The organism is Sulfurimonas sp. NWX367 (genome assembly GCF_039667065.1).
Lineage (GTDB): Bacteria > Campylobacterota > Campylobacteria > Campylobacterales > Sulfurimonadaceae > Sulfurimonas > Sulfurimonas hydrogeniphila.
The window spans coordinates 726,417-748,645 of the sequence record NZ_JALCZM010000001.1 but is presented as its reverse complement, the minus strand read 5'-3'; the positions used below and the strand labels follow the sequence as shown (position 1 = coordinate 748,645).

Sequence of the window (22,229 nt, the reverse complement as noted above, 5' to 3'; positions counted from 1 at the left end):
GTGTCTGAACTTATTATAATATATATCTTGATAAGTCTTCATCTTCTACGGCGTTATCGAGTTTTTCATGCACAAGCTTTGCTGTGACGACAAACTCTTTTCCTTTATACTCATCTGCATTGAAACTGATATCTTCAAGTATTCTCTCTAACACAGTATGCAGACGTCTTGCACCGATATCTTCAGCCGTTTCATTGGCACGGTGTGCAAGTTTTGCAATGGCTCTTACCGCTTCATCTTCAAATATCAACTCCATACCTTCAACGCCCAAGAGAGCCTGGTACTGTTTCAGCAGAGAGTTTTGTGTACGCGTTAGTATTTGATAGAGTGTCTCTTCTGTTAAAGCTTCTAGTTCTACACGAAGCGGAAATCTTCCTTGCAGTTCCGGAATCAAATCACTTGGTTTGCTGACATGAAAAGCACCGGCTGCAATAAAGAGAATATGATCGGTATTGATTGTTCCGTATTTTGTTGAAACACTGCTTCCCTCTACGATAGGCAAGAGGTCTCTCTGGACTCCTTCTTTTGAGGGGTCATTCCGTCCCTGACTTTTTTCACTGAGTGCAATTTTGTCTATTTCATCAAGAAAAATAATCCCTCCGTTTTCCGCCCGTCTCAATGCTTCTGCATTTACTCTTGTCATATCAAGAAGTTTATTGGTTGCTTCCTGACGAAGAAGCATCTTGGCATCTTTAACCGTTACCTCTTTTTTGTTGTCTTCTTTGTTAATTGTGGCAAAGACTTTGGAGAAACTCTCTTGCACTTTGGCCATTTCCGGCGGTAAATTTGTGTCATTAAATTCGATATTGAGTTTTTCTATTTCAAGTTCTATGACTTTATCATCCATTTCACCGGATTCTATACGCTTTTCCATAGCTTCTAAGAGGCGTTGATAATCATCTTTTTTGCTTTCACTTGCACCGGCAGGAAGGGGAGGGAGCAGTTTTTCTGTGATTTTATTGATAATGTAGTTTTCTATTTTGTCTTTGTTTGCTTCTTCCTGTTCCGCTTTGACAATGCTGATGGAATTTACAACCAGATCACGAATCATAGACTCTACGTCACGACCGACAAACCCCACTTCTGTATATTTGCTTGCTTCAACTTTTATAAACGGTACTTTCATCATTTTAGCCAGACGGCGTGATATTTCCGTCTTTCCGACACCGGTTGAGCCGATCATTAAAATATTTTTCGGAGTAATTTCATTCTTGAGTTCATCATCAAGCTGCATACGTCTGTAGCGTGTTCGCAAAGCAAGTGCAATGGTTTTTTTCGCATCTTTTTGAGCAATGACATAATTGTCCAGATATTCTACAATTTCTTTTGGTGTTAAATTCACTGCGCTTCTCCATCGAGTATGAGTGTTTTAATATTATGATTTGTATATATACAAAGATCTGCCGCTACATGTAAAGACTCTTTAACAAGTTCCTCTTCGTCCAATGAAGCGTGCTTTTTTAATGCGCGTGCAGCTGAAATGGCAAAATTGCCCCCGCTTCCTATAGAAGCGATTTGTCCGTCTTCCGGCTCAACCACATCGCCGTTTCCCGTCAAAATAAATATATGCTCATTGTTCAAAACAATCATCATAGCCTCAAGACGACGCAGCACTTTGTCTTTTCTCCAAGCCTTAGAAAACTCAACAACAGATTTGAGCAAATCTCCTTTTTTATTTTCTAAAAATTCTTCAAACATATCAAACAGATTAAAAGCATCAGCAGTACTTCCGGCAAACCCTGCCAGAATTTTACCGTGATGCAGCCTGCGGATTTTTGTTGCATTGCCCTTTAAAACGCTGTCTCCAAAGGTAACTTGACCGTCACCGCCGATAACGGCTTTTTTTTGACCTTTGTAGGCCAGTATGGTAGTAGCATCAAACATTAATTCTTACTCTCCCTGAACATCTACATGGAGTTTTGCATGAATTCCGTGACCGAGTTTCAAATCCAAATCATGTTCTCCGATTGTTTTAATCGCTGTTTTGTCTGTAATGGCTTTTTTATCTATCTCTATGTCATGTTGTTCTTTGAGTGCATTTGCGACTTCTTCTTTGGTTATAGCCCCAAACAGGTGTCCGTTGTTGCCAACTTTTTTTGTAATGACAACTTCGAGTTTATCAAGTTTTTCTGCAATCTTTTTGAGTCTTGCTATTTCAGCTTTTTCTTCTTCTTCTTTTCTTTTGATTTCTGCCTCATGTTCAGCAATAATCTCAGGTGTTGCAGGTTTGGCAAAACCTTTTTTAATTAAAAAGTTTTGACCATAACCTGGTTTGACCTCTTTGACTTCACCGGCTTTACCCAAACTTTTTACATCTTTAATTAATAATACTTTCATAGATTATTCCTAGTTTTATTTTATCTTTCTATTTCACCTGGATAGGCAACAATACCATTTGTCAAGTTTCCGATTTTTGTATAACCGTTGTCTGTAAGAATTCTTGCAACATGAGCAGAACGGCTTCCTACATGACAGTAGAGTATGATATTTTCATTTTTACCGTAGTTTGTTTCTTCCCATGTTTGAAAAAATGAACTTGTCGGTACCAGTTTGTCTGCACCTTTAATGTGCCCCATCTGCCATTCCATATATTCGCGTACATCTACAAGCTTAAAATCAACCATTTTCAGTTCACGTGCTTCTAAAAGGGATACAAGCTCATCACCGTCAAGTTCGTCTTTGTTCACAAGTATTTCGCACTCCTCTTTTGTCAGTCCTCTGGAATGGCTGTGTGCGGCCTCTTCCATACCGAGTTCAATACGCTTTTTCTCGGCAAACTCTGGAGTACAGAAAATTCCACAGTGACAGACGCCACCCTCCGGAATTTCTTTTTCAATGGCAGGTTTACAAGGACAGATTCTGTCATCAACCGATTTTGGCTTTCCGTCAACTTCTTCAACCATAAAACAGGGACAAAATCTTTTTTTGTACATCATCTTGTTTCGTGCAAGGCCCATCTGTACGCCTTCGTTTACTTCTTCTTGCGGGTTGTATACCCAACCGAACTGTGCATTGACCTTGTCTGTAAATTTGATTGTTTTTTCAAGTTCCGCCTGAAATTCCGGTGAATTCATATCAATTTTTATTATACTCATATCTCGTTCCTCTAGTTATTTTTTAAATTTGTTTCTTGCTTTACCTTCAATGATAAAACGCAATGCATTGAGTTTTATAAAACCTTCTGCATCTTTTTGGTTGTAAACTTCATCTTCTTCAAAAGTAGAATATTCAGGATTAAAAAGCGAAACATCAGAACTTCTTCCCACAACGGTTACATTTCCTTTGTAAAGCTTTAATCGTACTGTTCCTTCCACCCATTTTTGTGTTTGATCAATTGCTGCCTGCAGCATTTCACGCTCAGGAGCAAACCAAAAACCGTTATATATAAGTTTTGCATAACGAGGCATCATCTCATCTTTAAGATGCGCTGCTTCACGGTCAAGTGTGATGGATTCTATTGCCCGGTGTGCTTTGAGCATAATCGTTCCGCCCGGAGTTTCATAACATCCGCGGGCTTTCATGCCGACAAAACGGTTTTCAACGATGTCCACACGACCGATTCCGTGCTTGTTGCCATATTCGTTTAGTGTCTGCAGCATTGTGGCAGGTGAAAGTTTTTCTCCGTTGAGTGCAATCGGATCACCGTTTTTGTATTCGATCTCTATGTATTCGGGAGTATCCGGTGCTTTTTGCGGTGAAGTTGTCCACAGCCACATCGACTCTTCCGGCTCTGCTGCAGGGTCTTCCAAAATACCGCCTTCATAAGAGATATGCAAAAGGTTGGCATCCATAGAATAAGGGGATTTTTTTCCTTTTTTCTCAATCTGAATGCCATGCTGTGCCGCATAGGCCAAAAGTTTTTCACGAGAATTTAAATCCCATTCACGCCAAGGAGCGATAATGGTAAGTGTAGAGTCCTGTCCAAGGTATCCCATTTCAAAGCGAACCTGGTCATTGCCTTTTCCTGTTGCCCCATGCGCTACACCGTCAGCACCGGTGATTTTTGCAATTTCTGCCTGACGTTTTGCTATTAAAGGGCGTGCAATGGATGTCCCTAAAAGATATTCCCCTTCATAAATAGCATTGGCACGAAACATCGGGAAAACAAAATCTCTTACAAACTCTTCGCGTAAATCATCAATAAAAATATTCTCAGGTTTAATGCCAAGTTCAAGTGCTTTAACACGTGCAGGTTCAAGTTCTTCACCTTGTCCTAAATCTGCTGTAAAAGTAACAACTTCGCATTTGTATTCGTCTTGCAGCCATTTGAGTATAACACTGGTATCAAGTCCGCCAGAGTATGCCAAAACAACTTTTTTAACACTTTTTTTCATGTAAAAAACCTTTGATAATAAAATAATTACCGCGATTATAACGAAAAACAGGTGAGAAGTTGCTTATGAATTTTGTATTTGTTTTTTTTAGTAAAACTTGCCAAAGGTGTGTTTACATGTAAAGAGGGTTCAAGAGTAAATGCAGTACTTTGTGAAGTACACTTTACCCCTTAGAGTCAAATAAAATTCCGCTGACCTCTTGCATTTTTGGAAGAAAATCGTGTGCCTGTTCTGCCGGAAATCTTCGAATAACGGTATTTGTTTTTGTATCTATCGCCGCTACATAAAAGATGTCATTTTTGTCTACTCCAAATTTTATACTTGTATTGAGCGGAGAAAGTGCATCATTGAGCTCCTTTACCAGATTTTCAACATCTTTTTGGGTATTTGTGTTTTTTGTATTATCAGCTGCAGAATTTTGTGTTTCTTTAATAACATCAGCCTGTTTTGTTCTTGTCTGTGCTGTCTGCTGTACCTGCTGTGACTGATTTTGTGATCGTCCCTGAATTTCTGCCGAACCTACCTGTGACTGCTGCTGTCTTGCAACATTTGCAATGCCATCCATGACATACTCCTTTGCGAAAAGTGTAATTAGTAATGACAAAATCGACAATGCCGTGAATAACTTTAGAAAATATTTTATTTTTTTGTGTTTATTCTAAAATATTTATGATAATCTTGCGTTTATGAAAGAATATATAAAATTACTCAAAGAAGAAAAAGTATTAAGACAGCTTTCGACAATTCAGCTGATTTCTTATTTTGGGGCCTGGTTTTCCAATGTAGCTATATATACTCTGCTCATTGAGTTACATGTATCCGCCTCTGTTGTCGGTTTTGTAGCAATGCTGAACTTTTTTGCCGGTGTTTTGCAGGCTCCGTTTTCGGGTCCTGTTATAGACAGGATGAATCCAAAAAAACTGATGTTGCTGCTTATCACGGTGGAAATAGTCGCTACTGTTTCTTTGATATTTGTGACACAGGTCTCGGACTTGTTACTTTTGTATGTATTGATATTTTTTAAAATGGCGGCAGCTTCATTTTATTTTACGACAGAGATGTCGCTTTTGCCAAAAATCCTGCATGGGAGCAAGCTGCAGCGCGCTAATGAACTGCATTCTATTATCTGGTCGTTTTCCTATACGCTGGGAATGGCGGTAAGCGGCTTTGTGGTTTATTGGTTTGGTATAAAAACGGCCTTTATGCTTGACGGATTGATGTTTTTTATAGCTTTTTGGCTGCTCTTTTATACAGAAATTAAAATAGAAATACTGAAAGTCGAAGAAAATATTTTTAAAATGATGCAGGAGACTTTTGTTTATCTCAAAAGAACACCAAAGGCTCTCCATCTGATGCTTATCCACTCTTTTGTCGGTCTTACCGCTTTTGATGCCCTGGTGGCCTTGATGGTTGATGAGTATTATGCCTCTTTTATTGCGGCTTCACTGGCTCTTGGGCTACTGCATTCTGCCCGTGCCGTAGGTCTTGTCATCGGTCCGGTATATATCGGAAAATGGATTAACAACACAAGGCTTGTCTATGTATTTATAGCCCAGGGGACAGCTGTCTGGATATGGGCATTTGCAATGCATAATTTTTATCTTTCTTTGGCAGCGAGTGTGCTTGTCGGTTTCTTTACAACGACTTTATGGTCTTACAGTTATACACTTTTGCAAAAAAACATAGAAAAAAAATACTATGGACGGATTGTTGCCTATAATGACATGCTGTTTTTGTCTTCGGCAGCTTTTACTTCGTATATGATTGGCTTTTTGGCAGCACATTCATTTTCTTTAGAGGCAATTACGGCTATAATTGGCAGCGGTTTTTTTGTAGGCGCGCTTTACTATAAATATGTACTCAAAAGTCAAAAAATAGAAGAGATTTCATGATGAGTTTTGCAATACTTGGCGGACTGCTGTTAAACATTGGTGCCTATCTTACCTATAAAGGAAAGATTTATCAGGCAGTGATTGTCTATCTTTTTGCAGATATCTGCTGGATAATAATGGCAGTGCAAAAAGAGAATGTGATTGGTGCGGGTTTTATCGTAACAGGCACAATATTCGGATTTTTGGCATATTTGAAAATGAAAAACGGTGCAATGAAAAAAAGTTTAGACAAGGGAGAGGAATGATTTACAAATCAAAAGAGGGTGACATCAGTTTGGAGAATTTGACGCGTCTGTATGGTGCGGTTGTCATTGATATGCAGGGTGAAATTGCCGAAATGAGTCTGGAATGGTTTGATCTGTACGGTGAGAAAGTCAAGTTGATACATTATGTGCTTGTGTTTGATTATACGCCGCCGGGTGAAAATGTCAGAGATACAAAAGTTTTGGAATTTTCTACAAAAGAGGCACTGATAGAAACGATGCAAGAGGTAGCACAATTTTTTCAAAAATAATTTCAAAAGATACCAAAAAAGTTCTCTCTCTTGCCTTTCCTGCAGCGCTCAAGCATCTTGTAGATATTTTGCAGGTGCTTATAGATATGCTGATGGTGGGAACGGTAAGTGTTGCCGCACTTGCGGCTGTCGGTATGAGTATGCAGTTTATGATGATTATCAATGTGTTGATGACGCTGTATGTCATAGGCGGCAATGCGCTTATCTCGCGATTTATCGGGCAGGGCAGAAAAAACAGAGCTTCGGCACTTCTCTTTTCACTTGTTATTCTTGCCGTGATTTTGGCTTTTTTTGTAACGATTGGCGGCTATTTCGGCAGTACGCATTTTTACAGCTGGATGGGTGCGACACCTGCAGTGGTAGAGCAGGGCAGTATCTATTTTAAAGTCTTATCACTCGGTATTGTCGTGATATTTTTGGATAATCTGCTTTACAATGCCCTGAGTGCCGCAGGAGATACAAAAAGCTCTTTTTACATCAAACTCTCCTCTGCCGCTATGAATGCTTTTATGAACTACGTGCTGATATTCGGTCATTTCGGCTTTGAAGCAAGAGGTATTGAAGGTGCCGCCATTGCAACGGTCATCTCCTATATATTTAATGTTGTTGCCTACTATATACTTATAAAAAAGATGAATTCGAGTCTTGATTTTGTGCCGATTATTCGCACGCAGGATATAAAAAGAGTCCTGAAAGTCGGTTGGAGTGCAGCACTTGACCGTGGTATATCGAGTATGAGTTTTTTGGTTTTTGTCTCCATCATCACTGCTTACGGAACGGCAGAACTTGCAGGCTATCAGGTCGGACTCCGTGTTGAGGGCATTGCCTTTATGCCAGGTTTTGGTTTTGCCATCGCCGCAATGGCGCTGGTAGGACAAAATATAGGAAAAAAAGATTTTGACAAAGCCTATAATATGGGGATAATTTCCGGACGGATTGCCTATGTGTTTATGGGAAGTGTCGGGCTGATTATGATACTCTTTCCGGAGTTTCTTGTGAGTTTTTTTACAAAAGACGCTCTGACGATTGCAGTTGCCTCAAAGTACCTTATACTGGTAGGTTTGGCGCAGATTCCACTTGCAATTATGTTTGTCTATTCTGCAGCACTTCGAGGAGCCGGTGCCACAAAAACCACCCTGAAAGTCAATGTCTCTTCTTTGTGGCTTTTCCGTGTGATTCCTTCGTATACAGCCTATCATATGGGCTATGGAGTTGTTGTGATTTTTGCAATTATGAATATAGAAACTTTGATAAAAGGCATCATCTATTGGTATCTGTACTCGAAAAGAGAGTGGCTCTATACCAAAGTATAAATTTATTTGGGATATGTTGTTTATAACTATTTCACCAGAGGGAGCTTCAATGCCATAGAGTTTAGCGGCTTTTTCGGAACCCGTACTGCAGTGCGGGCCGAGAGTGGCAGGAAAGTGGCAACAGTCGGCACTAAAGTACCGATTCCAAGAGCTTGTTGTATTGCGGAACCTATCCTTTATGATGGGCTGAGAGTGGCAGGAAAGTAGCAACAGTCGGTACTACAGAAAAAATTTAGTTTTTCTCACAAGTTATGCTTTAGTGTTAGAAGTACTGATTCCGGGGAGTTGCTATATTCCGGAACCCGTACTTCAGTGCGGGCTTTGCGTTTTTAAAACCTAACGTCTAGGTTAAAACCCAGATTCCAAAAAAATATCAATTTTTTTTCTTAACTTAATGGCAATACATTAGTCTTGATGGTTCCCAACAGTATTTGGAATTGTGTTTCCGCTGGCTTGCATGCTGAGTGCCTGAGGGTGTTTTTTATAATGTGTACGTACTGTTTTGGCGAGTTTTTCTTTGGTGCGTGTGTCGATGACTCCGTTGTCGGCTATGGCGTCTGCAATGTTTTGTACCAGTTCATCCTGGGGGTTTTGCATTTTGCTTTTCCAAGAAAGTAAAAGTGCTTTGTTTACATGTAAAGGCAGAGAACCCATAATGCCGATATCGTTTTGGTTATGAATGAGCAGTCCTGAAGTGGTGCCTCTGTCAAGTGTCAAAACCTGGAAAAGATAGAGTGTGTGGTAGTCAAGCTGCTGTTGGAGTGCCTCTTTTGAGATTTCTGTTCTTGTCTGCAAAGCATTTGTTATAATGTGGATGTAGGTGTCTATAATGCCCTCTCCAAAGTTTTTTGCAAAATCGGCGTCGGCTTGTTTGTTGTCTGTTTTGTAGTTTTCAAGGTAAAAATGAGAGATGCCGCGTGTACGCTGCAGGGCAGGAATTGTAAAATATTTGTCGCCCTGTTCTTTTGCCAAAGCATAATTTTTTTGCCCTAATCTTTGCAAAGCACTGTCAAAAGCTTTTTTATCCTCTTCATAGGCAACAGCAGGATTCAAATCAGCCATAATTCGCCAATAGGAGGGTGCATTACGCAATTCTGTCAGACTGATGTGAATATGCACAGAGGGGACATGCGGATTGGCAGGATGGATAATGGTTGAAATGGCGGTGGCACTTTTGAGGTTTTTTTCAGGTTTGTCATCATAATGTACCTGTGAGACATTCACGCTTGCGGTATTGAACAGTTTTTTGTCTCTTGCTTCAAATCTGTTTCCGCCCCCGTGAAGTCCGGCATCTCTGAGCCAGGTGACTTCTTTGAACTTTTTATCGGCTCCAAACTTTTTTGAAAGAGTATCGAGTTTGTCAACAAATCTTTTTTGTAAAGCAGTGACGAGTGCGTATGCTTGCTGTGCTTCTTTTGAGTCTGCTAAAATCAGTGTCATATTTATTATCCATAATTTTTTCCTAATTTTAGCAGGTTAAGACTAAATAAAAGTCTACAGAGCAAAATATTTACCTTCTTCCTCCGCCTTTTCCGTGAGAACCCTGGTACATATTTTGAGAACCTGAACCGCTTCCCTGATTTTGCGAACCTTTTTTGTATTGATATTTATTTTGCTTTTTCTCTCCTGAACCGCTGCCGTTATATTGTTGCGTTCGCTCTTGCATCTGTTGCATTTGTGCCTCATGTTGGGCAAAACTTTCATCTGCATAGCTTATGCCTGCTAATAATAGTGACAGAATGAGTATCTTTTTCATCTTACGCTCCTTATGTTTTATAAGAGGAGTATAGCAGTTTTGTATTAGCGGATTGTTAGCGGTTAGATGTTTTTTTAGCAAGTTTAAGATAATATTTCAGTATGAATAAACAAGAGTATAAACAGGCAGTAGAAAAATTAAATTTGTGGGCATATCATTATTATGTTTTGGATGATCCGATTATGACGGATGAGGTGTATGACAGACTTTACAAGGAGGTGGAAGAGTATGAAGCGGCACACCCTGAAGATGTTTTAAAAGATTCGCCTACGCAAAGAGTCGGAGATGTTGTCAGCGAGGGCTTTGTAAAAGCGCGTCATCTCTCGCGTATGTGGTCTTTGGAAGATATTTTCAATGCCGAAGAGTTGAAAAAATGGCTGGAAAAAACCTACCGGCTTGACAAAAATGTGACCTTTTACTGTGAGCCAAAGTATGACGGTGCTTCGCTCAACCTTATCTATGAAAACGGTGAACTGCAAAAGGGCATCACCAGAGGTGACGGAACAGTGGGTGAACTGATTACGCAAAATGTCAAAACGATTCGCACGGTTCCTTTGAGCATAGAGCATAAAGAGCTGATTGAAATTCGCGGAGAAGTAGTCATTTTTAAGGACGAGTTTGAAAAAATCAACAAAGAGCGTCTCAAACAGGGAGAACCGCCTTTTGCCAACCCGCGTAATGCTGCAGCAGGGAGCCTTCGCCAGCTTGATCCGAATATTACCGCAAAAAGAAATCTTGTCTTTTTGCCCTACGGTGTCGGTGTAAACACTCTGCCGCACAAGCTTCTGAGTGATAAAATGTCTTACATTTATGAACTCGGTTTTCGCGAACCGCCGCTTCGTGCCGTAACAAAAGGCTATGATGAGATAGAGGCAATGTATGAGCGTATGAAAGAGGAGCGTGAGAGTTACCCCATGATGCTTGATGGAATGGTTGTCAAGGTGAACGAAATCGCAGCGCAGATAGATATGGGATATACGGTAAAAGTACCGCGTTGGGCGGTGGCCTATAAATTTCCGGCAGTCGAGAAGATAACACGCGTAAAAGACATCATTTTGCAGGTCGGGCGTACGGGTGTTGTGACTCCCGTAGCCATAGTTGAGCCGACAGAGATAGAGGGCGCCGTGGTTGAGCGTGCGACACTGCATAATTTTGATGAGATAGAGCGTATGGACATCCGCATAGGGGACAAGGTGATTATTTTGCGAAGCGGGGATGTGATTCCAAAAATCGTCAAAGTATTGACACAGGAACGCAAGGGAGATGAAAAGAAAGTTCTCCGTCCGACACACTGCCCTGTTTGCGGAAGCGAACTCTTGCAAGAAGATGTGCTTATAAAGTGTCAAAATCTCAAATGTGAGGCACGGGTTGTCAACTCCATTATCTATTTTGCTTCCAAGCAGTGCCTCAATATTGACGGACTCGGCAGTAAAATAGTTGAGCAGCTTTTTAATGCGGGACTTGTCAAAAGCGTACTTGATTTATTTGCTTTGAATGAAGAAAAACTCTTAAAGCTTGAAGGCTTTAAAGAGAAAAAAGCAAGAAACCTGCTCAATGCCATAGAGAATGCAAAAGGGTGTGAGCTTTGGCGTTTCATTAATGCGCTCGGAATCGAGCATATCGGCGAAGTGGCTTCAAAAATGATAGCCGAAGCCTTTGGGCTGGCATATTTACATGTAACGCAGGAACAGCTTGTAGGCATTGACGGCATAGGGGAAGAGATGGCGCAGAGCTATTTGGAATTTATGCGTGTGAATGAAGATACTGTGCTTAAGCTTCAAGAGATTTTACAGCCGGTGCCGCCGAAAAAAAGAGAAGAAGCAGACGAAAATCCTTTTAAAGGAAAAACGGTGGTACTCACGGGAACTATGAGCGAGCCAAGACCTGTTATAAAAGAGAAGCTTGAAGCACTCGGCGCAAAAGTTTCAGGCAGTGTAAGCAAAAAAACAGACTATCTTATATATGGCGAAGATGCAGGCAGCAAGTATGACAAGGCTGTAAGTCTGGGTGTCAAAACACTTACGGAAGAGGAAATGAGAGAGATGCTTGCATGAGACTGGATAACTGTTTGGTAGCAAACGGCCTGAGTGAAAGCCGTAACAAAGCGCAGGCTATGATTAAAAACGGACTGGTTCTTGTAAACAGCAAAACTGTCAAAAAACCGGCCTTTGGAGTAGAAGAAGATGACAGGGTGGAAGTGGTGCAGCATAAAAGATATGTTTCCCGTGCTGCTTTGAAGCTTGAATATTTTTTGGATGAACTGGATTTACATGTAAGCAATAAAAGAGCTTTGGATATCGGTTCTTCCACGGGCGGATTTACCCAGGTTTTGCTTGAGAGAGGTGTGCGGGAAGTCAGTTGTGTTGATGTGGGACGGGAACAGTTGCATCACTCTTTGCGTGAAGATAATCGTGTCAATACTTATGAAGGCTGTGATATCCGCCGGTTTGAGGCGGATGAACCGTTTGAACTGGTTGTCAGTGATGTTGCCTTCATCTCTTTGCTGTATATTTTGGATGCTGTTGACAGGCTTGCTTCGGGTGATATCATTTTGCTCTTTAAGCCGCAGTTTGAAGTAGGGAGAGAGGCAAAACGTGACAAAAACGGTGTTGTACAGGATGCAAAGGCAATACAACGGGCAATGCAAAGGTTTGAAGATGCCTGCCGTTTGAAAAACTGGCAGTTGGTGAAAAAATCTCCCTCAAAACTTGCGGGGAAAGAGGGAAATTTAGAGTATTGTTATCACTTTAAAAAAGATATATTATAATGCTGAGAGAGAAGAAAAAAATGAAGGTGCAAATATGAGAAAAAGCACATCAATCGCCATAGGCGGATTTGACGGAATGCACATCGGGCATCAGGCACTTTTTCGTGAGCTTGATGACAACGGTACTATTGTTGTGATTGAGACAGGATATGCCAACCTGACACCTGACGGATTTAGACAACGCTATACAAAGCATCGTATTGTCTATCTGAAGCTTGATGATATACGGCATTTGGACGGAGAGGGTTTTGTTGCTTTTTTACAAAAAAAGTTTCCGAAATTAAAAAAAATAGTTGTGGGATATGATTTTCATTTTGGCAAAGACAGAAAATATTCCTATGAAGATTTAAAACAATTATTTAAAGGAGATGTAGTTGTGGTAGACGAGGTCAAACATAACAACGATTCGGTACATTCGCATAAAATAAGGGCAAAACTCCAAATAGGCGACATAAAAGGTGCCAATGATTTTCTCGGACACAACTATATGATTACCGGTATAAGAGTTGACGGACAGGGTCTGGGCTCCCGGGAACTTGTTCCGACAATCAACCTGAGAGTGAAGGGTTTTTTACTGCCGAAGGAGGGAGTGTACGCAACGCTTACTCGCATTGACGGTGAAGAACATTTTCATCCCTCGGTAAGTTTTATAGGACACCGTATAACAACGGACGGCAGTTTTGCGGTAGAGACACACATACTTGACGGTGTGGTTACATGTAAAGAAAAAGCTGAAATAAGTTTTGTTGATTTTATACGAAACAATGAGAAGTTTGACTCTTTAAATAACTTAAAAGAGGCAATTAAAAAAGATATAACGATTGCAAATCGGATGCTAAAAAGATTGGAATTGTAAGTATCAGTTTTATTGTAACTTTTATACTGTTACAGGATATGTGCCATATATTTTCCCTTGTGTAGTTGGGCAATAACATTTTGCTTGATTTTTGTAGAAGAAGTCTGTGGATTATAACTGACCTGTACTATTTTTCTGTCTTTTGATTTGAGGTAATCTTCTACTGCTATATTATGCGGTTGATCGCCCCAGTCTTCTCCAATGACAAAAATATCTGCATTTACTGCTTCACAGGCTGTGACATATTCAAGTTCGTGGTATGCTCTTACATCATCAACACATTTGAGTGCTTTGAGCATCTCCATACGTTGGGCCAAAGGAACCACAGGAACATTTGGTTTGTAAGAGTTGACAACCTGATCAGATGCAACACCGACTACAAGTGTATTCCCCAGTGTTTTACAGTATTCTAATAAGGCCAGATGCCCCACATGTAATAAATCAAAAGTTCCGACAGTATATATAATCATTATTTTGTTTCCTTTTGTAATATAATTAAGATATTTTAGATATAATACCATAAATATATTTAATATTCAGTAAAAATTTGATAAGGATTCAATTTATGACCAAACAACCAACGATTCTCTCTTATGTGAGAGATATTCCCAACCTTTTATCGCTTTCAGGATTAGCCTGTACACTTTTAGCCATCTATTTTAGTATCACCGGTCTTTATTATGCGGCTATGATTGGTATGGTTTGGGCTGTTGCATTTGACTGGGCGGATGGTTTGGTAGCCAGAAGGCTTAAAGGAAGAACTTCTACAGATGCGAAATTCGGAGGACAGTTGGATGTTTTGATAGACATTGTAAGCTACGGTGTGACGCCTGCTGTATTGCTTTTGAGTTATGGACATTTTGAGCCTGTATACCTTATAGGCGCATTTATAATGATAAGTGCGGCTGCTGTACGACTCAGTTATTTCAGTACATACGGACTTGCCGGAGGAACAAAATATACAGGACTTGCATTGGATAACAACAGTCTTATTTTGGTTTTCATTTTTTTGTTTGAAGGTTTTTTTACGCATGAAGTTTTTTCTGCCGTTTTATATATAAGCGGGGTAACTCTTGCGATACTGAATGTGTCAGAAATTAAAACACCAAAACTTTCCGGAAATCCCAGGAATGTCTATCTGCTAGGTATGTATACGCTTGGAATATCAGCTGTATACGGATTTTTTCTGAGATAAGCAAGTACAGAATATGCCAAAATTATAAAAACAAACAGGAAAATCAATGAAGATAATACCAAATGTAGTGGTGGAAAATGAAAATACCGCTTACAAAATTACTCTTAAAAATACGAGTAATATTGAATCTGTAGAAGTCCTCTCACGAGGGGATTATTATCATAAAGACAAGATAGACTATACTGTACAAAACAATCATATTGTATTTGCATACACCATGAACTATCTTGGAGAGTTTATTGTAAAAGTCAATTTTACCTATAAAGAGTCTAAGTCCGTTTGTCTTTACTGCGTTGACAAAGAGATGATACAGTTAAGACCTTTCAAGGGTGATTTGCATATGCATTCTGTGTATTCTGATGGTAAAACAACACCTTTTGCAATGGCTTTGGCCTCTTTGCAGGCAGGGATGGATTTTGTGAGCATTACTGACCATGACAGCTACGAAGGCTCTCTTGAGGCGATAGAAAAAGTACAACAGAACAATATAGACATTTTGGTACTGCCCGGTGAGGAAGTGAGTGTCGGCGGGAAAAAAGATATGTCGATTGCCCAGGGAAACGGACATATATTATCTGTCAATGCAGACAAATCTATCCAAAAGCAGAGAGAAAAGAGCGAAATATACGAAAAAGAGCTTCAGGATATTGTCAAAAGACTGCAAAAAGAAGAGATAGATACAAAAATTGATCTTTTTCATTATGCAAAAAACATTTGGGTTATCGAAAAAATAAAAGAGGCACAGGGTGTATCCATCCTGGCGCATCCAAACTGGGTATACAGAGACGGAAAGTACCATCTTCATCAGGCTTTTTACAAAGAGATGCTTAAAAGTTCGCATCTTGACGGTGTTGAAGTTTTTGGAGAGGAAAAAATCAAAGAGTATAACAACATGACACACCTGACTGCGCTTCAAATAAGAAACAAACACAAGTATCTGGCACCGTTTGCCAATTCGGATGCGCATGACAGCGATCATGAAGTGGGAGAGCGTTTTAGCATTGTATTTGCAAAAGAAAGGTCTGCTGAAAATATTACTCATGCAATCAAAAAAGGGCTTAGCTGTGCTGTTTATAAAAGAGAAAACAATGAACATCAGTTCATAGGAAAAGATGAACTGGCACAGTATGTTTATTTTTTAATCAAAGAGTATTATCCAAAGCATAACAGTTTAAAAAGCAGATTGGCAAAACTTTATATGGACCAATTGATAAATGGGACAAGTTTTCAAAAAAAAATTGATGCGGTACAGTTGAAATTAAAAAATCATGCAAATGCATTTTTTTTAGATACAATTAGCATAAAAAAGAAGTAGACATTTGAACAGAGAATATTTAGAAAACAAAGAGACCATACATTTTAAATTTGAACAAAACAAGGAAGACTTTACAGTAGATGAGATTCCTTTGGCATTTAAAGGCAATGGTAACTTTGTTGTATTACATGTAAAGAAAGTAGAACTCACAACCTGGGATATGATAGCCGCATTTGCTGAATTTCTCAACATACCTGCTGAAAAAATAGGCTATGCAGGACTTAAAGACAAACATGCAACAACGACACAGTATATTTCTGTCGAAGCGAAGTATGAAAAACAGCTCAAAAAATTTAGGCATCCTCAGATAAAAATACTCAATACGACAAGACATACCCACTCCATACGGATGGGTGATCTGGCCGGAAACCGTTTTAGCATCAATCTTTTTGGTGTTTCACAGATTGAAGCAGGACGTATTGAAAAGCTGGCTAGAAAAAGTGAAAAAAACGGCTTGCCCAACTATTTTGGATATCAAAGATTTGGACGGGATGAAGATTCAATAGAACAGGCCCGTGCGATGATAGCCGGAGATTTACATGTAAACGATGCAAAGCTGAAAAAGTTTCTTGTTTCTATTTATCAGAGTTTGTACTTCAATGACTGGTTGAAAGAGAGAATTCTTTTGAGCAGAGAAAAAAACGGCGGAAAGTTTATGCTTTTAGAGGGGGATGTTTATCTTTCAGATGAAGAAAAACTCTTTACGCCGAAAAATACTCCTCAACAGGATTTTCAGGCAAAAAAAGTAGTACCGACAGGACTTTTGCCCGGACGGAATGTGTACCGTGCAAGAGGCGAGGCAAGAGCAATAGAAGCGAAATATGATGATGAGTTTTTATATGACAAAGGCATGCGTCGGGCGGCTTTGGTCTATCCTCAAGATATTACATGTAAGTATAAAAACCATTTTGATATTTTAAACATTGCTTTTACACTGCCAAAAGGTTCCTATGCCACAGTCTTTTTGGAAAATATCGCCAATAAAAACTTTAAAGCAAAAAGATTATAAGCCATCTATAAGAAGTTTTGTAGCAGTTTTGGCATCAACAGGTTTTGAATAGAAGTATCCTTGGATAGTATGAATACCAAGGTTGCTAAAGAAGTCAATTTGTTCTTTTGTCTCAACTCCTTCAACAACACATTTTAAGTTAAAGGTATCGGCAATTGATTTTATAATTCGAACAAGATCCTCATCCTTTTTATGTCCAGGAATTTTATCAACAAATGCTTTGTCGACTTTAATCTCATCAAGTGGCAATTTATGAATATATTGCAGTGATGAGTATCCAGTTCCAAAGTCATCTAGAGAGAGTTTAATACTTAGGTTTTTAAGTTCATCAATGGATTGGAGTTCTTGCATATTAAGGCTCATTAATTCATTTTCTGTTACCTCAATTGTGAGGTATTGTAGTAGGTCACTGTTTTCTTCAAGAAGTTTAAAAACTCTCATACTATTAAAATCTCCGGTAGTAAAATTTACCGATACTGAAACTTTTTTCCCCATATCGTGCCATTGTCTTAATTGATGCAGAGATTTTTTTAACATGATATAGTCGATATCATTAATGATATTGTTTTTAGTTGCAATACCTAAAAACAAACTTGGAGGTATAACTTTAGAATTACTTTGCATTCTTACAAGTGCTTCAAAACTGAGTATGGCTTTTGTTCTTGAATCTACTTTTGCTTGATAGTATGGAATGAAGCTTTCATTTTGAACAGATTTTTCTAATTCTTCAAGAACAAAATGTTGTTGTGCTATATTGTCTCCCATATCAGAGTTATAAAATAAAGCAGTTTCATTTTTCATATTTTTTGCTATTTGTAAAGCAGTATTTGCATCTGTTATCATATTTTGAGTACTATTTGCATCTTTGGGAAACTTTGAGATACCTATGGAAAAATTTATTTTCACCTGTATCCCAGAAACAGTAAATGGCTTCATAAATGTTAATTTTATACTTTGAAGTGCCTGAGTAATGTCATAAGAAGAGTCAAGCAATAAAACAAATTCATCTGCACTGTAGCGATATAACAAATCTTCAGAGAATAACCTTTTTAAAATTTCTGAACTTTTTTGTAAAATTAAATCACCATGGATATGTCCGTATGTATTATTGAACATTTTAAAATTGTCTATATCTAAAAAGAGAAGTGAAAATTTTTCTTTTTTTGCTATGAGCGTGTCTACATTTTCAAATAAAGATTTTTTATTGAGCAGGTTTGTGAGTTGATCGTGTGTTTCAAGGTGTTTAGCGTATTTATTACTTAAATCAAGTTTTTCTTTGGCTAGAATTTTATCTGTTACATCATAAACGATACCAATCATTTTGATTGGTTTGTTATTTTTGTCTTTTACAAGAAAAGCTTTTTCATGTACCCATACGACTTTACCATTTTTAAGTTTAATTTTGTGCTCGAGATTGTAGAAGTCTTTTTTCCCGCTTAAAACATCTTCAATCTCTTTAAAGACAATCGCCTTCGTTTCATCATCAATTACATTTAAAAATTTTTCAAAGGAGGGTTTATAATCATCAGCATCTTCACCGTATATTTCGATTTTTTGCCGGCTCCACAGGACATCATTTGTTTTTATGTCCCATTCCCAGTATCCGACATGTGCAACATCCATCGCTATTTCAAAAAGTTTTTTAAATTCGTTTTTATTTATATCTTGTATAGGCATGTGCAAATTATAACATATTTTTATTTATTACCATTCTTCCTCTTCTTCATTGATGTCAGAATCATCATATGGGTCCATATGAGTGAGGATATGGACTTTTTTATCTGGAAAAAGTCCTTTTATTTTTGCTTCAATCCTGTCTGATATGAGATGGGCATCGTAGAGTGATATGCTCACATTAAAGACAAGATGGTAAGAGATAAAGATATGTGAACCTGCTTCACGTGTCTGCAGGTAATGGTAGGCTGTAATCTCTTTTTCATTTTTGAGAATTTCTTCTATTTTTTCGATATCTTCTTTTGGCAGGGCAACATCAAGAAGCATCAAAACTCCTTCTTTTACTATAGGTATGGCAGAGTAAATCATGTAAAATGCAATGGCAATACCTAAAACAGGATCTATAAGATATTCTCCTGTATACTGGATGGCTACAAGTGCAAAAAGAACAGCACCGTTTGAAAATATGTCTGTTTTGTAGTGCAGCGCATCGGCTTTTATAACCATGTTTCCTGTTTTTTTTGCCACATATGATAAAAAGAGGACTAAAAAACCTGTGATGACAAAAGATGCCACCATTACAGTGATACTCTCATTCATGTGCTGCATTGCTTTTGGGTGCACTATTTTAGAAATTGCTTCATATAGAATAAAAAGTGCCGAGAGCGAAATTATTGTTCCTTCCATGACAGCCGCAAGCGGTTCAAGTTTTGCCCGTCCAAAGTGAAATTTGTCATCCGGGTGTTTTTCTGCATTGTGAAGCGCAAAATAGTTAAAGAGCGAAACCGTTAAATCGAGGAGAGAATCAATGGCAGATGCCAAAACGGCGATAGATCCGCTTAATATTCCGACAGTGAGTTTAAGCAGTATCAATACAGTAGCCACACTGCTTGAAACAACGGTCGCTTTCTTTTCTAATCGCATAAAAATCCTTAATTATTATTTAGATATAATTGTACTTAAACTTAACTATAAAAAGCATAAAATGAACTTAGAAGAATTAAGACAAGAGAGACAAAAATGGATGCAGTGGAAAAACATAGCACCCCTGAGAAAAGCGATTGAGAGCCTTGCGGCAGTTACATGCAATGCTACGTTTGGGGATGTGGTAAAAATCAGCGGTGTCTGTGATGAAAAAAAAGTGTATGAAACGGCAAAAATGCTGATGCCATGGCGCAAAGGACCCTTTCAAATCGGTGAAACATTTATAGACAGTGAGTGGAAAAGTAATATAAAATACAATCTGCTCAGACCCTATTTTGATTTAAAAAACAAAAGAGTTGCCGATATAGGCTGTAACAACGGGTACTATATGTTTCGGATGCAAGAAGACGAACCAAAACTTTTAGTCGGTTTTGATCCTTCACCGCTCTATAAAACACAGTTTGATTTCATCAATCATTTTGTAAAAAGTGACATAGTGTATGAACTTTTGGGTGTTGAACATCTGCCGATATATGACGAAAAATTTGATATGATTTTTTGTTTGGGTGTTTTGTACCACAGAAGTGATCCTGTTGCCATGTTAAAATCACTCTATAAGGGATTGGACAAAAAAGGCGAAGTGATTTTAGATACATTTTATATAGATGGCGATGAGGAGATGGCACTCTGTCCTGAGTTTTCTTACTCCAAAATACCCAACATCTATTTTGTACCGACGATAAAAGCATTGAAAAACTGGTGTCTGCGTGCCGGATTTGATGGATTTAAAGTATTATGTACTTCTGTTACAGATGCTGATGAACAGCGTAAAACAGAGTGGATAGAGGGGCAGTCACTGGAAGACTTCCTTGATCCGGATGATAACACAAAAACAGTAGAAGGCTATCCTGCGCCGCAAAGAGTCTATGTAAAACTGATAAAGGATAAAAAATAATGAAAAATGAACAACTTGATGATGAATTAGAACTTGAAGAGTATAGAAATACAGAAAATGAAGTGATGATTCAAACACATGAAAAGGTCAACCAAAATCTTTGTGGTGAAGTGATAAAGATGGAAGAGGGATATGTGGAATTGAGCCTTGAGACTATTCCTGATATGCTTGCTGATGAGGTCGGATTGATTCATGGCGGTTTTATTTTTGGTGCAGCTGATTATGCAGCTATGCTTGCAGTAAACGAGCGAAATGTTGTTTTGGTAGCAAGTGACTGCCAGTTTCTCTCTCCTGTAAAACTGCATGATGTTGTTGATGTTGTTGCAAAAGTAAGACATAAAGAAGGGCGTAAAAGAAATGTACATGTACAGGCTTTTGTTCTGGATATAAAAGTTTTTGAAGGAGAATTTAAAACTGTTATAACAGACAAGCATGTTTTAAAACTCAAACTGCTGGATGAGGAAGAGCAAAAGAGCGGAACACCAGAGTAAAAAGGTTCAGTCCACCTCTTACTCTTTGTTTGCTGTGAGTAAAAATATTCCAAAATCTTTATGGGGTTTTTTGATTGTATTTATGTTTTGTATTTTTACATCTGTAAATCCGTGTTTTTGGACGATGTCGCGCAGTGTTTGGGCATCGAATCCAAAATGGTGCACACCCGTATTGTCCGAGTGAAAGGTTCCGTCTTCCCTTTCCAAATCGGCAATGGCAATAAAACCGCCTTTTTTAATGTTTTTATAAATTGTTGCAAAAAAAGCATCCAAATCTTTTACATGATGCAGTGTCATTGAGCTGATAAGTCCGTCAAACTGCTGTTTGAGCGGTTCTTTGACAATATCTTGATGATAGGCTTTTATTGCCAGTTGCGGTGTGTTTTTTTCCTGAAGTTTTTCGAGCATTTTTGCCGAGGTGTCTACACCGTAAACCTGTTTTACTTTGGGAGCAATGCTAAATCCAAGCAGTCCTGTTCCCACGCCAAAGTCAAGTATCTCCATATGCTCACTCAGCGGTATCTCTTTTTCTATAGCATCAGCAATTGTTTTTGCGCCCTTCACACGTATGTCACCGCTGTCCCAGTTTTGTGCTTTTTCTTTAAAATGATCTTGCATTATTTTCCTTTAGAGTTGGTTGATCCAGTAGTCTGCATACTGCTGTTCCTGTTTGATTGAAGTATTGTCCCCGTGTCCCGGGTAGACAGTTTTGTCATAAGGAATCTGTTTGAATTTTTCTAAAGATTTTTTCATATCTTCAGGGCTGGAGTAAGGAAAATCCGTTCTGCCGATACTTCTTTGAAAAATAAAATCACCGCTGAACATTGCATGCCCGATTTCAATAGTGGAGCACCCCGGACAGTGTCCCGGAAAATGGGTAAATTTTACTTTTGTACCGTCAAAATCAAGCTCTTCGTCACCCTCAATGGCTACATCAGGAGTAGATGGCGGCAGATCCGGCATCCAGGTATTGTCTTGAAGCAGAGGAATGTCACCTTTTGGTGTGTAGAGTTTGACCCCCAGTTTCTCCTGAAGCTCTGCATTGCTCCACACATGGTCAAAATGGCCGTGTGTATTTAATATGGCTACAGGATTTGTGACATTGTTCAAGACCCATCCAGTGGCACCGACACCCGGGTCAATTATAAAATCTTTGCCATCAACTGTAGCAATATAACAATTTGTCTGATACGGTCCCATAGGCTGTTTTTTTATCTGCATTATAATCTCTTTT

General features: G+C 38.8%; 25 protein-coding genes. 12 read left to right on the top strand and 13 right to left on the bottom strand.

All coding sequences use genetic code 11. The annotated features are described in order from the left end of the window. Positions 1–13: 13 nt before the first annotated feature. The 6 genes from hslU to MNY28_RS03820 all read right to left on the bottom strand — a co-directional run bounded on the left by hslU (position 14) and on the right by MNY28_RS03820 (position 4,899). Positions 14–1,342: an HslU--HslV peptidase ATPase subunit gene (gene hslU / locus MNY28_RS03845; RefSeq protein ID WP_346388964.1), complete on the bottom strand. Its 1,329-nt coding sequence runs from the start codon at positions 1,340–1,342 to the stop codon at positions 14–16. Beyond that, a complete protein-coding gene (hslV, locus tag MNY28_RS03840; RefSeq protein WP_151899999.1) occupies positions 1,339–1,884 on the bottom strand; it encodes an ATP-dependent protease subunit HslV in 546 nt (181 codons plus the stop codon). The genes hslU and hslV overlap by 4 nt, the downstream gene beginning before the upstream one ends. A 6-nt stretch (positions 1,885–1,890) precedes the next feature. Beyond that, entirely contained in the window at positions 1,891–2,337 is a 447-nt protein-coding gene (rplI, locus tag MNY28_RS03835) for a 50S ribosomal protein L9 (RefSeq protein ID WP_346388963.1), read from the bottom strand. A gap of 20 nt (positions 2,338–2,357) precedes the next feature. Then, entirely contained in the window at positions 2,358–3,095 is a 738-nt protein-coding gene (locus MNY28_RS03830) for a ferredoxin-thioredoxin reductase catalytic domain-containing protein (RefSeq protein WP_151900001.1), read from the bottom strand. 15 nt (positions 3,096–3,110) lie between these two features. Then, positions 3,111–4,334, bottom strand: a complete 1,224-nt coding sequence (locus MNY28_RS03825) for an argininosuccinate synthase (protein ID WP_346388962.1) — start codon at positions 4,332–4,334, stop codon at positions 3,111–3,113. A gap of 163 nt (positions 4,335–4,497) precedes the next feature. Further along, on the bottom strand, positions 4,498–4,899 hold the full coding sequence (locus tag MNY28_RS03820; protein WP_346388961.1) for a flagellar protein FlaG: 402 nt from the start codon (positions 4,897–4,899) through the stop codon (positions 4,498–4,500). 121 nt (positions 4,900–5,020) lie between these two features. Here MNY28_RS03820 and MNY28_RS03815 point away from each other — a divergent pair, with 121 nt between their 5' ends. From MNY28_RS03815 to MNY28_RS03800, 4 genes are read left to right on the top strand one after another with little or no spacing between them, the layout of a single operon-like run. Beyond that, positions 5,021–6,226 carry an MFS transporter gene (locus tag MNY28_RS03815; RefSeq protein WP_151900004.1) on the top strand — a complete coding sequence of 402 codons (1,206 nt, stop codon included), beginning with the start codon at positions 5,021–5,023 and terminating at the stop codon, positions 6,224–6,226. Then, the gene (locus MNY28_RS03810; RefSeq protein WP_346388960.1) at positions 6,226–6,471 is read left to right on the top strand and encodes a hypothetical protein; all 246 of its coding nucleotides are present in this window, start codon (positions 6,226–6,228) and stop codon (positions 6,469–6,471) included. Before MNY28_RS03815 ends, MNY28_RS03810 begins: the two co-directional genes overlap by 1 nt. Further along, positions 6,468–6,740 (top strand): hypothetical protein, encoded by a 273-nt coding sequence (locus MNY28_RS03805; RefSeq protein ID WP_151900006.1) that lies wholly within the window; start codon positions 6,468–6,470, stop codon positions 6,738–6,740. The genes MNY28_RS03810 and MNY28_RS03805 overlap by 4 nt, the downstream gene beginning before the upstream one ends. After that, entirely contained in the window at positions 6,725–8,053 is a 1,329-nt protein-coding gene (locus MNY28_RS03800) for an MATE family efflux transporter (protein WP_346389038.1), read from the top strand. Before MNY28_RS03805 ends, MNY28_RS03800 begins: the two co-directional genes overlap by 16 nt. A 405-nt stretch (positions 8,054–8,458) precedes the next feature. On the opposite strand, the gene MNY28_RS03795 is transcribed toward MNY28_RS03800, so the two are convergent. Continuing rightward, complete coding sequence (locus MNY28_RS03795; protein ID WP_346388959.1) at positions 8,459–9,493, bottom strand: coproporphyrinogen III oxidase; 1,035 nt, start codon at positions 9,491–9,493, stop codon at positions 8,459–8,461. A 70-nt stretch (positions 9,494–9,563) separates the two neighbouring features. Next, positions 9,564–9,809 carry a hypothetical protein gene (locus tag MNY28_RS03790; RefSeq protein ID WP_346388958.1) on the bottom strand — a complete coding sequence of 82 codons (246 nt, stop codon included), beginning with the start codon at positions 9,807–9,809 and terminating at the stop codon, positions 9,564–9,566. 101 nt (positions 9,810–9,910) lie between these two features. On the opposite strand from MNY28_RS03790, the gene ligA reads away from it, so the two are divergent. The 3 genes from ligA to MNY28_RS03775 are packed head-to-tail and all read left to right on the top strand — an operon-like array spanning position 9,911 to position 13,432. After that, on the top strand, positions 9,911–11,863 hold the full coding sequence (gene ligA, locus MNY28_RS03785) for an NAD-dependent DNA ligase LigA (RefSeq protein WP_346388957.1): 1,953 nt from the start codon (positions 9,911–9,913) through the stop codon (positions 11,861–11,863). After that, positions 11,860–12,576 carry a TlyA family RNA methyltransferase gene (locus tag MNY28_RS03780; RefSeq protein WP_346388956.1) on the top strand — a complete coding sequence of 239 codons (717 nt, stop codon included), beginning with the start codon at positions 11,860–11,862 and terminating at the stop codon, positions 12,574–12,576. Before ligA ends, MNY28_RS03780 begins: the two co-directional genes overlap by 4 nt. Before the next feature lie 34 nt (positions 12,577–12,610). Further along, positions 12,611–13,432: a bifunctional riboflavin kinase/FAD synthetase gene (locus tag MNY28_RS03775; protein WP_346388955.1), complete on the top strand. Its 822-nt coding sequence runs from the start codon at positions 12,611–12,613 to the stop codon at positions 13,430–13,432. A 29-nt stretch (positions 13,433–13,461) separates the two neighbouring features. On the opposite strand, the gene MNY28_RS03770 is transcribed toward MNY28_RS03775, so the two are convergent. Further along, entirely contained in the window at positions 13,462–13,902 is a 441-nt protein-coding gene (locus MNY28_RS03770; protein WP_151900013.1) for an adenylyltransferase/cytidyltransferase family protein, read from the bottom strand. A gap of 95 nt (positions 13,903–13,997) precedes the next feature. Here MNY28_RS03770 and MNY28_RS03765 point away from each other — a divergent pair, with 95 nt between their 5' ends. Genes MNY28_RS03765 through MNY28_RS03755 form a run of 3 tightly spaced genes read left to right on the top strand, consistent with a single transcriptional unit; the run spans position 13,998 to position 16,951 of the window. After that, complete coding sequence (locus MNY28_RS03765) at positions 13,998–14,627, top strand: CDP-alcohol phosphatidyltransferase family protein (protein ID WP_346388954.1); 630 nt, start codon at positions 13,998–14,000, stop codon at positions 14,625–14,627. Positions 14,628–14,673: 46 nt separating this feature from the next. Next, entirely contained in the window at positions 14,674–15,942 is a 1,269-nt protein-coding gene (locus tag MNY28_RS03760) for a PHP domain-containing protein (RefSeq protein WP_346388953.1), read from the top strand. Positions 15,943–15,946: 4 nt separating this feature from the next. Beyond that, positions 15,947–16,951, top strand: coding sequence for a tRNA pseudouridine(13) synthase TruD (locus MNY28_RS03755; RefSeq protein ID WP_151900016.1), 1,005 nt, complete (start codon positions 15,947–15,949; stop codon positions 16,949–16,951). On the opposite strand, the gene MNY28_RS03750 is transcribed toward MNY28_RS03755, so the two are convergent. After that, positions 16,946–18,628, bottom strand: a complete 1,683-nt coding sequence (locus MNY28_RS03750) for a GGDEF domain-containing phosphodiesterase (protein WP_151900017.1) — start codon at positions 18,626–18,628, stop codon at positions 16,946–16,948. The genes MNY28_RS03755 and MNY28_RS03750 overlap by 6 nt on opposite strands. A 27-nt stretch (positions 18,629–18,655) precedes the next feature. Further along, entirely contained in the window at positions 18,656–19,549 is an 894-nt protein-coding gene (locus MNY28_RS03745; RefSeq protein ID WP_346388952.1) for a cation diffusion facilitator family transporter, read from the bottom strand. 61 nt (positions 19,550–19,610) lie between these two features. Between MNY28_RS03745 and cmoB the strand changes: the two genes are divergently transcribed. Together cmoB and MNY28_RS03735 are read left to right on the top strand one after the other, a co-directional pair. Next, positions 19,611–20,504, top strand: coding sequence for a tRNA 5-methoxyuridine(34)/uridine 5-oxyacetic acid(34) synthase CmoB (gene cmoB / locus MNY28_RS03740; RefSeq protein ID WP_151900018.1), 894 nt, complete (start codon positions 19,611–19,613; stop codon positions 20,502–20,504). Next, the gene (locus MNY28_RS03735; protein ID WP_346388951.1) at positions 20,504–20,995 is read left to right on the top strand and encodes a PaaI family thioesterase; all 492 of its coding nucleotides are present in this window, start codon (positions 20,504–20,506) and stop codon (positions 20,993–20,995) included. The genes cmoB and MNY28_RS03735 overlap by 1 nt, the downstream gene beginning before the upstream one ends. A gap of 18 nt (positions 20,996–21,013) precedes the next feature. Here MNY28_RS03735 and MNY28_RS03730 read toward each other — a convergent pair whose 3' ends face one another. Both MNY28_RS03730 and MNY28_RS03725 read right to left on the bottom strand, forming a co-directional pair. After that, positions 21,014–21,613, bottom strand: a complete 600-nt coding sequence (locus MNY28_RS03730; RefSeq protein WP_346388950.1) for a class I SAM-dependent methyltransferase — start codon at positions 21,611–21,613, stop codon at positions 21,014–21,016. Between the two features lie 9 nt (positions 21,614–21,622). Further along, the gene (locus MNY28_RS03725) at positions 21,623–22,216 is read right to left on the bottom strand and encodes an MBL fold metallo-hydrolase (protein WP_151900021.1); all 594 of its coding nucleotides are present in this window, start codon (positions 22,214–22,216) and stop codon (positions 21,623–21,625) included. Between the last annotated feature and the right edge of the window lie 13 nt (positions 22,217–22,229).

Coding starts and splice junctions, on each gene's coding strand:
- hslV (WP_151899999.1), bottom strand. CDS start 1,884: ATGTTTGATGCTACTACCATACTGGCCTACAAAGGTCAAAAAAAAGCC.
- rplI (WP_346388963.1), bottom strand. CDS start 2,337: ATGAAAGTATTATTAATTAAAGATGTAAAAAGTTTGGGTAAAGCCGGT.
- MNY28_RS03830 (WP_151900001.1), bottom strand. CDS start 3,095: ATGAGTATAATAAAAATTGATATGAATTCACCGGAATTTCAGGCGGAA.
- MNY28_RS03825 (WP_346388962.1), bottom strand. CDS start 4,334: ATGAAAAAAAGTGTTAAAAAAGTTGTTTTGGCATACTCTGGCGGACTT.
- MNY28_RS03820 (WP_346388961.1), bottom strand. CDS start 4,899: ATGGATGGCATTGCAAATGTTGCAAGACAGCAGCAGTCACAGGTAGGT.
- MNY28_RS03815 (WP_151900004.1), top strand. CDS start 5,021: ATGAAAGAATATATAAAATTACTCAAAGAAGAAAAAGTATTAAGACAG.
- MNY28_RS03810 (WP_346388960.1), top strand. CDS start 6,226: ATGAGTTTTGCAATACTTGGCGGACTGCTGTTAAACATTGGTGCCTAT.
- MNY28_RS03805 (WP_151900006.1), top strand. CDS start 6,468: ATGATTTACAAATCAAAAGAGGGTGACATCAGTTTGGAGAATTTGACG.
- MNY28_RS03795 (WP_346388959.1), bottom strand. CDS start 9,493: ATGACACTGATTTTAGCAGACTCAAAAGAAGCACAGCAAGCATACGCA.
- MNY28_RS03790 (WP_346388958.1), bottom strand. CDS start 9,809: ATGAAAAAGATACTCATTCTGTCACTATTATTAGCAGGCATAAGCTAT.
- ligA (WP_346388957.1), top strand. CDS start 9,911: ATGAATAAACAAGAGTATAAACAGGCAGTAGAAAAATTAAATTTGTGG.
- MNY28_RS03780 (WP_346388956.1), top strand. CDS start 11,860: ATGAGACTGGATAACTGTTTGGTAGCAAACGGCCTGAGTGAAAGCCGT.
- MNY28_RS03775 (WP_346388955.1), top strand. CDS start 12,611: ATGAGAAAAAGCACATCAATCGCCATAGGCGGATTTGACGGAATGCAC.
- MNY28_RS03770 (WP_151900013.1), bottom strand. CDS start 13,902: ATGATTATATATACTGTCGGAACTTTTGATTTATTACATGTGGGGCAT.
- MNY28_RS03765 (WP_346388954.1), top strand. CDS start 13,998: ATGACCAAACAACCAACGATTCTCTCTTATGTGAGAGATATTCCCAAC.
- MNY28_RS03760 (WP_346388953.1), top strand. CDS start 14,674: ATGAAGATAATACCAAATGTAGTGGTGGAAAATGAAAATACCGCTTAC.
- MNY28_RS03750 (WP_151900017.1), bottom strand. CDS start 18,628: ATGCCTATACAAGATATAAATAAAAACGAATTTAAAAAACTTTTTGAA.
- MNY28_RS03745 (WP_346388952.1), bottom strand. CDS start 19,549: ATGCGATTAGAAAAGAAAGCGACCGTTGTTTCAAGCAGTGTGGCTACT.
- cmoB (WP_151900018.1), top strand. CDS start 19,611: ATGAACTTAGAAGAATTAAGACAAGAGAGACAAAAATGGATGCAGTGG.
- MNY28_RS03735 (WP_346388951.1), top strand. CDS start 20,504: ATGAAAAATGAACAACTTGATGATGAATTAGAACTTGAAGAGTATAGA.
- MNY28_RS03730 (WP_346388950.1), bottom strand. CDS start 21,613: ATGCAAGATCATTTTAAAGAAAAAGCACAAAACTGGGACAGCGGTGAC.
- MNY28_RS03725 (WP_151900021.1), bottom strand. CDS start 22,216: ATGCAGATAAAAAAACAGCCTATGGGACCGTATCAGACAAATTGTTAT.